The sequence below is a fragment of the Alteromonas sp. ABH4_457 genome (assembly GCF_056160625.1).
The window spans coordinates 221,532-232,516 of record NZ_JBSWXN010000004.1; the positions used below are offsets into that span (position 1 = coordinate 221,532).

A 10,985-nucleotide genomic window follows, 5' to 3' on the forward strand; every position below is an offset into this window, starting at 1 on the left:
AGCTATTAATTGGGACATTTTTGATGAAATATGGAACAATTTTCAACAGGGTGGTATATTGAAGAAGTATTTTATTGAGAGGTTTGTGTGAAAGCAATATTACTTTTTCTTACCGTTGCAACTGGCTCGGTGCTGGCAGATGTAGAAGTAAAAGAGTCTGTTTCCAGTTTTACTTGTGCTGAAGCGATTAAAAGCGACATCCCTGATGAGACTGGTAATTACAAGATTATTATAGAGGGAGATTTTCGCTCGATATACTGTAATGACGAGACAGGTCAGGCTCTGTTTTCTGATTTCGGAGAGCGTATTTTGCCTGTGAAAGCTATTGCAGGAGAAATGCTGACGCACGGCTCGGTATTAGCAAAAGCAGGTTGGGAATTTGAGGAACGAGTCTGGTTTAATGATCCTCTTATTGAGCCTGATGCCGACTTTATACAGTTCTTTGCTGCGGGACTGCAACAAGCAGTCATATCGCATAGGTTGCCATCGTGGGTGACAGAGGTGGAGGTGCATTTAAAAGAAGTGCCAATTATTCCTGCAAAAATGAACAGAATCCTTCATCGTAAGGGTGATAAAGAGACTGTGTTATGGGTCGAGGGCGGTGGCTCTGAGAGAATAGTGCTATCGCTCCCTTCTTCGGGTGGTGAATTGCTGCTTGAAGAGAACTCGGGGCTGTTTATGGTAGATAAGATTTGGGTGAGGTAGTATGTTAAAAAGATGTCTTCTGATGCTCACAGGTGTTGTGCTAAGCACACACTCTTATGCCTTTGATTATAATTCTATGATCATTGACTTAGACCGGAAAGGGCGGAGGATGTGTCATGAAATATCAATGACAGAGGAACTCCACTTGGCCAGTGGTGTGTTTTCGGTAGATCCGGATGGCGATGGTGAAACTTTTTATAGCATGGCGGCTTTCTGCAACATGCTCTCAGGTCACACTTTACTATTTAGCTTGCCGTCTGAGGGAGAGGGCATCGTTTCGCTATATGACAGTCAGCCCGTGACGCTATCACCACTGGTTTATATGAATGGTGAGATTAACATCCCAGTCTCTTGGAGTGCTGTCAGAGAGCAGGGGAGCGCAGAAAAGCTAAGAATAGCGGCTCCTTCCGGTCAGGCTAGAGTTTCGATACCATTCTCTGTTAGCGAGATTGTCGTCACAGGAGAGGAAGTATCAGTGGAATGTACAAAAATAGAAACAGATATAGTGACAACACTGGGGGCAGAGGTTTCAGGTGATAAGCAAATCTTTGCTATTGAAGCTGGCCAGCATTGTACAGTTGTTCTCTCGCCAAATGGGGATGTGGCGCAAACAATGATTTGGGTGCGGTAGATGCTGAAGATTACTAACATCGTATCCAAGTCACTCATGATTTGCGCCTTGTTGATTGTCATCATAGAAATATCATATTTACTATGGATGACGCACAGCAACTAAGCGGCAAGTGTATTCTTTTTCATGCTGGCAATAACGGCATCCATTTTTGCAAATTTGGCATGCCAGTCGCTAGGGTCGAAAAAGTTCAAGTACCAAAATTTTGGTCTCAATTTGCCCTCAGAGATGACATTTTGTCCGTTAATCTGCGTTACATATTCCAAGTATCGGCAGGCTTCTTTGTTTTTCCGCACATGGGCAGATACGACAAAGAGGATGTTACTTCCCTGAATGCGGGCCAGTCTGCAATTGGGCAGATCCTGAGCATCTAAAACATCCAAAGCAGGACGCATTCTCACTGGTTTCACTTTTCTCTTTGCCATATTAAGACTACCTTTAGATACCGTTTACATTACTGTTGTTTGTCAGTCGTTTCAGACTATGAGTGTATAATAACACAATAAATTATATTGTCAATACTTTTTTGGAGGTAATTGATGTAGAATAAAAAGCGCCAGAAGGCGCTTTCGTTAGATACTGTGTAATAGTTCGTTGCGTAAAAGCTTTTCGTGTGTGCGGATCACGTACCAATCGCTGAATTCTGCAACCATGTCGCGCATTGCACGAAGCTGTTCTGATCTGTCAGTCGCGTTCTCTATCGCAGAAGCATAGGTTCTTGATGGCCTGAATTCACCGGAAATGACGGCGTTTGTTACATGTTCAAGCTTCTGCATATTGGAGGCATGAACAGGCATTTTCCGGATAGGGCGGATGAAAAACTCTTTAGTGAGTTTATTTACAAATTCGCGAAATTCAAACTGCTGTCTGTCCGTCATTTCAAGCCCATACTCAGTCACTTCGTAGGCTTTATTGCACTCCCCTTTAGCTTGACTAAGAAAGAGGCTGATACTGGATTTGTCGCGGCTTTCAGCAAGATTAACCAGCTCTTCAAGTTTCTGCATAGTACGGGGTGATACCTGCTTGTCTAACGCCCGACTTAGAACGATATCCCGATCAAGCTTGCCATCGTTAAGCAGATGGTCGCACATATCTGAAAAGGTGTAACTATTCCTGTCCGCCTCATCCATGATTTCGCAGGCAATAGTCCGTTTCAGCCATGTATTGCTCATGCTGTGTGATTTAAGGTGTTTTTTATCCTCCTCAACAGCCTGATCTAGCAGCGGAAGGAAAACCGCTTTTTGAGAATCGTAAAGTTTGTCAGGGTATTTTATGGCACTGGCAACGGTATAGCTACGCAGTGGCATGCGATTTTTCTGAATCACCTGAAGCGTATTATTGTTGTCTGAAAACCCTTCCTCAAGACCCAGTGATTTAAACTTTTTATCCAGATACGTTGCTCCGTCATGCCCGAAAGCGGGATGACCTAAGTCGTGGATTTTACAGACATTTTCCAGAGATTTGTAGCGATCTAGGGTGTCAGGATGTACACCAAGTTTGATGGCAATGGACACCAGCATCGTCATCGCTGAGGTCGCCACCTCATAGCTGTGACTGAAGCGGGTTCGGCATACCTCGGAACGACCTTTTTTAGGAACAACAACCTGAGTGGTCTCTTCAAGATGCTTGAAGTGTTCGTTGTCTTCAATTTTTCTTGCTTCCTCGTAAGAGGCCATTAAAGTTTCAGGGGTTATCAATGAATAGTACTCCGGAATTAATACTCTGTAAATTATACCACAGTTAGTTTCCTGTGGAATAGAAATGCAGCATTTGCCAAGTCGGAACGTGTTAATCCCTTGTTCTTATCAACCTTAATAGCGGGCAGGCACCCGTTCGGGTTTGCTTCTGAATGAATAATCACTGACTTGCACTTATCGCCCAACCTGCTTAACCAGTCTTTTGTTTGCTCTTCCAGTGTCCCGTTCCGCTTGGTGATGCCGAGAATAGTGTTCGGAGGAAGGGGATATCCTGTGCCCGCGAATACCGTATAGATAAAATCCTCGCCATGTTCTGTGTAGTAGTCTTTCCACATGCATGAGAGGACAATCTTGTAGTCATGCTTGATTACAGCCTCCTGAAGAACGCTGACAGCCTTCTCATCGAGAAGGTTAATGGCGATGCCTATGTTTCGATCTGAGAACCTTTTTATAATCCGAGTTCTTCTTTCTCTTCCTTTTTCGGTGCGGCGATGTGCATCGAAGGGAAGTGAATTGAGTACGCCGCTAATGCCTAGAAAGATTATTTTCATAAAGACTTGTGATTCTGCAATGTTCTTCTTTGTTTTAAGAATAGTAACATAAAAACAATCCGTCGTAAAGTCTAAATAATCAAGTAAGACTGAGGGTGGACATTAAATAATTTGAGCAGAACTATATTTTTCGTAAAAATGGCATTTTTTTGTTGACACTATCCTTATCCGTGGCTATAGTAGCGTTATATCACTTACACAACGTAAGTTAAGAATTTAGGAATCGGAAAAATGTTAAACGCACTGCATCATTCATCATCATCACTGAGTTTATCGCTCAGTTTGCTGCTGCGCGTGTAGGTTCGTCTCGTTTCGGAGGCGTAACCGCCTCCGGTTCTTAATGCTTTTAAATGAAGCCCCGGAGAGTCAACCTTCGGGGCTTTTTTGTGTTTTGAGATTAGCTGCTCAGGTGTTTTGAGAGTTAGTTTTTAAGAATGAGAGGGATAAAGTAATTCTCAGGGGGTAATAAAGAATATACACGTAGCGTAGTTGGACTTGAACTCGTATAGGGCGGTTTTAAAAGGCTTAATACGAGGGGCAGGATTACTCTTGATTATAGTTAGAGTTCTAACTATAAAGGGTGTTTTTATATAAAATTTGGAGAGGTGGGTGAGTGGCTGAAACCAGCCCCCTGCTAAGGGGTCAGACAGTCTATAGCTGTTTCGAGGGTTCGAATCCCTCCCTCTCCGCCAAAATACTTTGTTTAAATTGGAGTGGTGGCCGAGCGGCTGAAGGCACTAACTTGGAAAGTTAGCATTCCGTGAAAACGGGATCGAGGGTTCGAATCCCTCCCTCTCCGCCAAATTTAGGCGCATGGCGAAATGGTAAACGCGAAAGCTTGAGGGGCTTTTGATTGAAAGATCTTCCGAGTTCGAGTCTCGGTGCGCCTACCAAGTCTTCAGTGGGGTGTGGTTAGCATAATCGGTAATGTCCCTGATTGTGACTCAGGTGGATTCGGTTCAAGTCCGAGCCACACCCCAGTGAGGATTTAAATAAATGCAGAAATGGTGAAATTGGTATACACATCGGCCTTAAAAGCCGACGCCTTAGGCTTGCGGGTTCGACCCCCGCTTTCTGCACCAAGATACGGAGAGATGGCAGAGTCTGGTTTAATGCGGCTGTCTTGAAAATAGCTGGACGTTACTCAAAGTGCATAGAGTAATTTAGATGATCTACTGTGTGTTTTGAGTAACGTTCCGAGGGTTCGAATCCCTCTCTCTCCGCCAAATTTGCGGCTGTGGTGAAACAGGTAGACACGCTGGATTTAGGTTCCAGTGCAGCAATGCGTATCGGTTCGACTCCGATCAGCCGCACCATATAAGGCGAAATGGTAGAGTCAGGTTGATTACGCCAGTTTCGAAAACTGGTATCCCATTCTTATGGGATCGGGGGTTCGAATCCCTCTTTCGCCGCCAATTATTAACTTGTTAGTTGTATCAAATCTTTTATGCGAGTCGATGCTTTTTACCGTCCATCATTCTGGACAACCCTGTCTCATCATTTGCTATTTTGTTGGTACGCACAAAGTTTTGATTAGACTGTCTCATATTGTCGCTGATATTCCTCAGCTGCTCTTTACAATAGTTAACAGTATCGTGTACCCAAGCTACGCCAATGCCTCCGGTGTACTTGCCTAGTGAGACTAGGGCGCTCTCATAGCGCTCTCTGGCAGAACCCAGAGCATTAATGGTCATAGCTTCATCTGCGCTTTTCAGTAAAGCTGAGACAGAAAGGTGTAAAATATAGAATCTCGTTTTGGCAATTTCGCGGGAGATTACTGAAGAATATGCGCGATCCTGATGGAGTTCGTGGACAAGAATTTTGTGTACGTTTTTAAGCACTCTAACACACTGAAGCATATGATCATCGTTAATACATGATGGTATACCTTCAGCAGGGTTGTCTTCGGTGGATAGCACTGACAATATGTTAACTAAACGCTCTTTGTGTAATTTCCACGCTTTCTCTCTCGGCAATTCCTCACAAAGCTTGGTTACATACTGTAGTTGCTTGGAGTTCAGAATAAAGAGTGTCGCCTCACTAAGCGGTAGTTGTGAACTGGCTTCGATCACATCCTCCACATTGTTGAATTGGCTCTTAAGAGCCGAAATTCTAGCTCTCTTGCGGGCAATAACAGTTTGATTATGTTGATGCCATAAGAGAAGGCCCGCGATGAAAGCCGTTAAGAAAAGTGTGATGGCGATAATCGAAGAAAGATTCATGGGTTTCGCTATAGATATCCGTAATTGTTGTACGCTATATTATAGTAGTTGATATATATAGTAAAGCGGGCAATGGTATACGATTTGGAAATTAAAATGCCTGAATATTAATTAGGGCTTCACGATCAGTAGCGCTAAGTCTGTGGTTGTTCACAGATAATTCTGCAAACTTAGTGATCTTTTGTATCTTAGTATTGATGCGTTGTGGCTGAATGTGGCAATCGTTACCGACTATGTTACCAAGTTGAGTGAACCGGTAAAGTAATACACTCATGCTTAAGTTGAGCATATATAAGTTGCTAAGTTGCGTGTGTGGATTGATGTCATTTAGTCCGAACACCAGTGCTTTGTGACAAATTTTCTGTAAATCCTTTAAGCGGGTTGAGAGGTCTGTAGCAATGATACTTTCGGAAATCATCTCATCAGGCGTATCGCCGATGGTGTCGGTGAAGAGCGGACTGATGCTCTTCAGTACGTGCCAGACGCCGACCACATCATTCATTTCTGCGCCCAGCTCAGCTGCTGACTCTCCCTGCTGTAAGAAATATCCACTCTCACTCCAGAATTTCTGGTTTTCGACATCCATCTCATTCAGTTCTTCGGTCAGTTTGATTAGCATGTAGTCGATTAGTGAAAGCGTTGATTGCATTGATTGAGTCCTTGTTGTGCGAGTTTTAATATTAACGCAATAATTCATGTTTGTCAATGTTGTTAAATGCCCGTGTTGCATTTATACTTCACGCATATATTTAAGGAGTATTTTAATTGTGAAGACGTCTTACAAAAATTCGATTCGAAATGCATTTATTGTTTCTCTCACCTTGACTGGTTTTATTGTGTTGGTATTTGCAGCTTTTGCTGTTGTCGTAACAGGCACTATATTAGGCTTTTGCTATTCGATGCTGGCTAAACTTAGGGGATTAAAAGAGGGAAGCCGGAGAGGTACTGAAGAACAGGCACCCATTGAAGGCAGGGTTGAAAGGGTCGTAATTATCGACTAAGAAAGCCCTAAAAATAGGGCTTTGTCAGATAATTCAACAGCTTTGTTGTTTGTTTCTGGTCAGAGAGAGATGTCGTCGAATTCGCCCAAGTCAACATTACCGTCAATTTGTCCGGTCAGATAGTTGCCTTCAGTTTCTTGGTTTGCAGTCTGTACTTTGTCGCTCTCAAGGTACGTGTTGATCCATGGCACAGGGTTGGTGCGCGTGGGGTAGCTTGGCTCAAAGCCAATTGTGGTGAGAGCCTGATTAGTCAGAAATTCCACGTATTGTTTTAGGATGCCTGCATTAAGACCAATCATTGAACCGTCCTGAAACAGGTAGTCGCACCATTCTTTTTCTTGTTCGGCGACAGCGATGTAAATGCTCAGTATTTCATTTTTACACTCTTCAAAAATTTCCTGCATTTCAGGATCGTCTTTACCTAACCGCCACAGGTTTAAGACTCCAAAGGTGGTCGCCTTGTGAAGGTTTTCGTCTTTCGCAATCATGCGTAAAATATGGGCATTGCCGATCATCTTCTTTCTCTCCGCGAACGCAAAGGTGCAGCAGAAGGAGACGTAGAAACGAAGAGCTTCAAGGGCGTTTACCGAAACCATACACAGTAAAAGTTTCTTTTTAATGTCGCGCAGTGATACGACAACCTTTTCGCCGTTGATAACGTGCTCACCCAGACCGACGCTATGGTAAAGATTTACTGCATGAATAAGGTCATCGTAGTAACGCGAAACATCAGCGGCACGCTTCTTTATGGCCTCATTGAAGGTTATGTCGTCAAAGATAACACTGGGATTAGGATATATGTTCCGAATGATATGCGTATAAGAGCGAGCATGAATATTTTCCATAGCTGTCCACCACGCTATAAACCCCTCCATGCTGCCGTCTGAAACGATAGGCATAAAAGCCACTGAAGGGCAGCGTCCTTGAATGCTGTCAAGCAGAGACTGGTATTTGAGATTGCTTGTGAAAATATGCTTCTCAGCAGGCGATAGATCTTGGAAGTCTTTGGAGTCTAGCGATAGGTTTACCTCCTCAGGCCTCCAGAAGAAGGAAATTTGCTTCTCAGCCGCTCTCTCAAAGACAGGGTATTTCTGTTGATCATAGCGTGCGACGTTGACCGGATTTCCAAAAAACAGATATTCGGTTGTCCCATCATTAAAAATGGGGCTAAAGGATTGAAACATTGATAACTCCAAACGGCATAAAAGCCTAATATATACAACTTATAGTATTGATTTTTGATTATAACACAATATATGGTGCTATCTAGCCACATATTTAATAGGTCAAAAAAATAACTTGTGAAGTATAGCTCGTGATATAATGAATATCTAGCTGAATTTAATTAAACGGGGGTCTGCCATGAGATGGTTTTTTAGCAGCTTTGATAAAAAGTTGGGCCAGCAGTATGCTGAAATGGAAGCGAGAGCGCATATGCTCGACAAATCAGTGGTTTTTTTGTCCGAGCAGCCTGATGCTGCCCGCGCCATTGATCCTGATTATGAGAAAGACGTTAACGTCATGGTTCAGGAGATGAAGATTGATGCAATTGAGTACCGCGCTGAGTCAGCGAAAATTTTTAAAGAATTAAATATCACAGAAGAATCTCAGCAAGCGAAACTCAATAAATTGGTCTCAAAAGCAATTGATGAATACAAGCATGAGTTCAGTGAAAAAACTAAGGGGTTGCTGGCTTTCTGTGCGGGACGTCAGGCAAGAGCGCAGGGTGCAAAACTCTCAAGACTGGCAGATGGTGCAGATAGAAAGAGCGTCGTGCCAATGGAAGTCGTTGAAAGAGATTATGAAGAATCCTGTAAGTTACTTGGTCGGGCGAAGATTCAGGGAATAGCGGCGGAGCTTGATGTGGATAGTATTGTGCAGGAGTCCAGAAAGTGTGTTTTGATTGATATGGTGTCGCACATTGATTTTGTTCGGTTGCAATTGCAGGAAAACCGTGCAGACGGTAAAAGAATGGAAGTATTTGAGCGCAAGGCTTCGGTGTCCAAAGCTGTGGCACGGGGCATGGCAGAGCATAGCAATATTGATTTTGAAGATGTTATCAGGCTTGCTAATGAACATTTCGAAAAATCCAGAGACGGTGTTGTTAAAGCTGTAAGGCAAAAACGTCGAAATTACGAGGAAAACTCGCTTAATCCTTGATTACAGGCACTTAAATATTAGAGCGGTGTATTCCGGATATTCTTGAATAAGGGAGGGGATATCCAGCTGTTCTTCCATTAGAAAGCCTATAAACTCATGGGCTTTTTCTCTTTTCATTTCAAGTTGGATGGATTCAGGAATGCGCAAACCTGAATCGTGCATGGATTGGAAGACATGTTTCTTTCTGCTTTTTGCGGCGGCGTGCAGCCAGAAGGATGCTGCTTCTTCATCGAAAATTTCACCCTGCTTGATAAGTCTTGAAATAAGTTGAGTAAACTGGGTGGTGCTTTCTCTTTCATTAGGAATGGTGGAACAAAACCTGTTCATGGAATATCGGATAGAACTTAAAGTGTGCTCACGATCTTTTTTCAGAAGTGCGTAAAAAACGCTGTCAGGCGAAGCGTGTAAGCCGGTATACAAAGACTGACAGGAATAAATAAAGTACAGCGTAAAAAACCGCTCCGGATTAGAGCGCCATATTAACCCTGAATCGGTGTCATGAAAGGCATTTAAAAAATACGGATTGTTAAACCGGAGTGCTGCATAAACCAGTTCAGTGTAATTGTGTTGATTATGGTAATTTTGCGTGTCGGTTGATGTTCTGATCCGAAGTTTAGCGTTTATAAAAGGCGCTAGGACTCGAATATTATAGCGTGTAGCAAAATGGATAATATCTTCAATCATAAAAATAGGCTGGTTAATCCACCAGCCCCGTGTATCTTATTTACTCAGCAACTGCTGGCAGATAAGCTTTGTCCATGTTTCCAGTGGCATGCCTGAGTCGAGCAGGGCTTGTGGTTCCCAGAAGCCGAGAGAGGTCAGTTCTTTCTCTTTGATGCGAACATCCTCACTGTCGAGATCGAAGACCGTAATCATGGCAGCATGCTTGCGATCAACGCTGGTTTCGCTGGCGCAAACCATTTTCTCCATCACGTAGTGACTTTTGATAGTGGCTTTGATTTCGGTTTCTTCATGAACTTCACGCTCAAGTGCAACATTCATAGACTTGTCGATATCGATAACGGAGTCAGTCGTAATAAGATCGTCCATATCGAAGTGGCCACCTACAGCCACTGCCACCATACCTACCAGACCGTCTTCACCGATCCCTTCGCCACGGCGATAAGCATAAATTTTCCCTTCGCTGATCAGAACGGCTACAGAAAGAATTTGACGAAAGTCTTCAGTGGTTTCCAGCCAGTTGCGTTGGCCGATCATCAGATCGTGTGGTTGTAATGTGTATTTAGCAAAGCCGCCAACAGGACGGGTTTCGTCAGTATTAAAAACTGAAGCAGGTACGCAAATAATGTGTTGTGGGTGTTTTACAGTCGTTGTCATAGAAAAAATACCTCGTAAAAGTGAGGTAATATAATACATGAAAAATATTAGGGGAGAAAGTGATATCTCCCCATAGGTATTTTAGATAAACGAGAGGTGGACGTCAGAATTGGCCAGAGCATGACTTATCCGGCTCTGTTTATCAGGACAGATAGCGTAACAGCTTTGTGCTAGCTCGCTAAAGCTCTGTTTTGCACGCTTATAAGATTCGTTGTACCGCTCCACACTCGATTCAGAAGGGGGTGTCTCGGTTCCCGCCTGAAACGCCAGACCCATCTTCAGACAGCGAAAGAAGGACTGAACCAATGTGGGATGATTGCTCAGGAGCGCCATCGCAAACTCTTTTGCGAAAACCTGATCAAAATCAGGATCGATAACCGGCTCAATACTACTTAGCAGCTTTGTGGTATCTTCTGTCCTTAAGTCCATTCGCTTCATGCGCTCAGTCAGGAAAGGCAGCGACTGCTCCAGAAGAAAGAAAAAGCTGTCCGACTGTTTTGTACCCAGTACCTTTAACAATCCTTTGCCAACAAATGCGTCGGAACCCATCACATTAGTAGCGTCTACCAGCGCACGGGCATTTTCCTTCAGCGCATCAATTTTGCTTTTGCGGGCAACATGAGCTTTAAGTTGTGGGTTCATAGCGTTTGTTCCTTGAATCGAGAAGGATGAATATTAAC

Annotated in this window: 13 protein-coding genes and 8 tRNA genes; 12 read left to right on the plus strand and 9 right to left on the minus strand. The window is 43.5% G+C overall.

Going from position 1 to position 10,985, the window contains the following annotated elements; genetic code table 11:
• The first annotated feature begins 87 nt into the window (after positions 1-87).
• Entirely contained in the window at positions 88-705 is a 618-nt protein-coding gene (locus ACXAGR_RS10935) for a hypothetical protein (RefSeq protein WP_474850146.1), read from the plus strand.
• A gap of 127 nt (positions 706-832) precedes the next feature.
• Positions 833-1,336: a hypothetical protein gene (locus ACXAGR_RS10940; RefSeq protein WP_474850148.1), complete on the plus strand. Its 504-nt coding sequence runs from the start codon at positions 833-835 to the stop codon at positions 1,334-1,336.
• Positions 1,337-1,437: 101 nt separating this feature from the next.
• Here ACXAGR_RS10940 and ACXAGR_RS10945 read toward each other — a convergent pair whose 3' ends face one another.
• The 3 genes from ACXAGR_RS10945 to ACXAGR_RS10955 form a co-directional block, all read right to left on the minus strand.
• Complete coding sequence (locus ACXAGR_RS10945; protein ID WP_474850150.1) at positions 1,438-1,761, minus strand: hypothetical protein; 324 nt, start codon at positions 1,759-1,761, stop codon at positions 1,438-1,440.
• 147 nt (positions 1,762-1,908) lie between these two features.
• The gene (locus ACXAGR_RS10950; RefSeq protein WP_474850152.1) at positions 1,909-3,033 is read right to left on the minus strand and encodes a hypothetical protein; all 1,125 of its coding nucleotides are present in this window, start codon (positions 3,031-3,033) and stop codon (positions 1,909-1,911) included.
• 32 nt (positions 3,034-3,065) lie between these two features.
• A complete protein-coding gene (locus tag ACXAGR_RS10955) occupies positions 3,066-3,584 on the minus strand; it encodes an HAD domain-containing protein (protein WP_474850154.1) in 519 nt (172 codons plus the stop codon).
• Positions 3,585-4,183: 599 nt separating this feature from the next.
• Here ACXAGR_RS10955 and ACXAGR_RS10960 point away from each other — a divergent pair.
• The 8 genes from ACXAGR_RS10960 (at position 4,184) to ACXAGR_RS10995 (ending at position 4,999) form a co-directional block, all read left to right on the plus strand.
• Positions 4,184-4,276 (plus strand) — tRNA-Ser (locus tag ACXAGR_RS10960).
• A gap of 18 nt (positions 4,277-4,294) precedes the next feature.
• Positions 4,295-4,386: transfer RNA gene (locus ACXAGR_RS10965), tRNA-Ser, on the plus strand.
• Between the two features lie 5 nt (positions 4,387-4,391).
• Positions 4,392-4,477 (plus strand) — tRNA-Leu (locus ACXAGR_RS10970).
• Between the two features lie 11 nt (positions 4,478-4,488).
• A tRNA-His gene (locus ACXAGR_RS10975) sits at positions 4,489-4,563 on the plus strand.
• Positions 4,564-4,582: 19 nt separating this feature from the next.
• A tRNA-Leu gene (locus tag ACXAGR_RS10980) sits at positions 4,583-4,666 on the plus strand.
• Positions 4,667-4,672: 6 nt separating this feature from the next.
• Positions 4,673-4,810: transfer RNA gene (locus tag ACXAGR_RS10985), tRNA-Ser, on the plus strand.
• A 5-nt stretch (positions 4,811-4,815) separates the two neighbouring features.
• Positions 4,816-4,900 (plus strand) — tRNA-Leu (locus ACXAGR_RS10990).
• A 5-nt stretch (positions 4,901-4,905) separates the two neighbouring features.
• Positions 4,906-4,999, plus strand: a tRNA-Ser gene (locus ACXAGR_RS10995).
• Positions 5,000-5,029: 30 nt separating this feature from the next.
• Here ACXAGR_RS10995 and ACXAGR_RS11000 read toward each other — a convergent pair.
• Both ACXAGR_RS11000 and ACXAGR_RS11005 read right to left on the minus strand, forming a co-directional pair.
• The gene (locus ACXAGR_RS11000; RefSeq protein ID WP_474850156.1) at positions 5,030-5,806 is read right to left on the minus strand and encodes a hypothetical protein; all 777 of its coding nucleotides are present in this window, start codon (positions 5,804-5,806) and stop codon (positions 5,030-5,032) included.
• Between the two features lie 91 nt (positions 5,807-5,897).
• On the minus strand, positions 5,898-6,455 hold the full coding sequence (locus ACXAGR_RS11005; RefSeq protein ID WP_474850158.1) for a hypothetical protein: 558 nt from the start codon (positions 6,453-6,455) through the stop codon (positions 5,898-5,900).
• 118 nt (positions 6,456-6,573) lie between these two features.
• Here ACXAGR_RS11005 and ACXAGR_RS11010 point away from each other — a divergent pair, with 118 nt between their 5' ends.
• Positions 6,574-6,807: a hypothetical protein gene (locus ACXAGR_RS11010; RefSeq protein ID WP_474850160.1), complete on the plus strand. Its 234-nt coding sequence runs from the start codon at positions 6,574-6,576 to the stop codon at positions 6,805-6,807.
• Between the two features lie 59 nt (positions 6,808-6,866).
• Here ACXAGR_RS11010 and nrdB read toward each other — a convergent pair whose 3' ends face one another.
• Positions 6,867-7,991 (minus strand): class Ia ribonucleoside-diphosphate reductase subunit beta, encoded by a 1,125-nt coding sequence (nrdB, locus tag ACXAGR_RS11015; RefSeq protein ID WP_474850162.1) that lies wholly within the window; start codon positions 7,989-7,991, stop codon positions 6,867-6,869.
• Between the two features lie 178 nt (positions 7,992-8,169).
• On the opposite strand from nrdB, the gene ACXAGR_RS11020 reads away from it, so the two are divergent.
• Complete coding sequence (locus tag ACXAGR_RS11020) at positions 8,170-8,967, plus strand: hypothetical protein (protein WP_474850164.1); 798 nt, start codon at positions 8,170-8,172, stop codon at positions 8,965-8,967.
• Here ACXAGR_RS11020 and ACXAGR_RS11025 read toward each other — a convergent pair whose 3' ends face one another.
• The 3 genes from ACXAGR_RS11025 to ACXAGR_RS11035 form a co-directional block, all read right to left on the minus strand.
• Complete coding sequence (locus tag ACXAGR_RS11025; protein WP_474850166.1) at positions 8,968-9,651, minus strand: hypothetical protein; 684 nt, start codon at positions 9,649-9,651, stop codon at positions 8,968-8,970.
• Between the two features lie 36 nt (positions 9,652-9,687).
• The gene (locus ACXAGR_RS11030; RefSeq protein WP_474850168.1) at positions 9,688-10,305 is read right to left on the minus strand and encodes a hypothetical protein; all 618 of its coding nucleotides are present in this window, start codon (positions 10,303-10,305) and stop codon (positions 9,688-9,690) included.
• A gap of 81 nt (positions 10,306-10,386) precedes the next feature.
• The gene (locus ACXAGR_RS11035) at positions 10,387-10,947 is read right to left on the minus strand and encodes a hypothetical protein (protein ID WP_474850170.1); all 561 of its coding nucleotides are present in this window, start codon (positions 10,945-10,947) and stop codon (positions 10,387-10,389) included.
• Positions 10,948-10,985: the final 38 nt, after the last annotated feature.

Bases quoted from the DNA above. Each gene is read 5' to 3' on its own strand.
- ACXAGR_RS10940 (WP_474850148.1), top strand. From the start codon at position 833: ATGACAGAGGAACTCCACTTGGCCAGTGGTGTGTTTTCGGTAGATCCG.
- ACXAGR_RS10945 (WP_474850150.1), bottom strand. From the start codon at position 1,761: ATGGCAAAGAGAAAAGTGAAACCAGTGAGAATGCGTCCTGCTTTGGAT.
- ACXAGR_RS10955 (WP_474850154.1), bottom strand. From the start codon at position 3,584: ATGAAAATAATCTTTCTAGGCATTAGCGGCGTACTCAATTCACTTCCC.
- ACXAGR_RS11000 (WP_474850156.1), bottom strand. From the start codon at position 5,806: ATGAATCTTTCTTCGATTATCGCCATCACACTTTTCTTAACGGCTTTC.
- ACXAGR_RS11005 (WP_474850158.1), bottom strand. From the start codon at position 6,455: ATGCAATCAACGCTTTCACTAATCGACTACATGCTAATCAAACTGACC.
- nrdB (WP_474850162.1), bottom strand. From the start codon at position 7,991: ATGTTTCAATCCTTTAGCCCCATTTTTAATGATGGGACAACCGAATAT.
- ACXAGR_RS11020 (WP_474850164.1), top strand. From the start codon at position 8,170: ATGAGATGGTTTTTTAGCAGCTTTGATAAAAAGTTGGGCCAGCAGTAT.
- ACXAGR_RS11025 (WP_474850166.1), bottom strand. From the start codon at position 9,651: ATGATTGAAGATATTATCCATTTTGCTACACGCTATAATATTCGAGTC.
- ACXAGR_RS11030 (WP_474850168.1), bottom strand. From the start codon at position 10,305: ATGACAACGACTGTAAAACACCCACAACACATTATTTGCGTACCTGCT.
- ACXAGR_RS11035 (WP_474850170.1), bottom strand. From the start codon at position 10,947: ATGAACCCACAACTTAAAGCTCATGTTGCCCGCAAAAGCAAAATTGAT.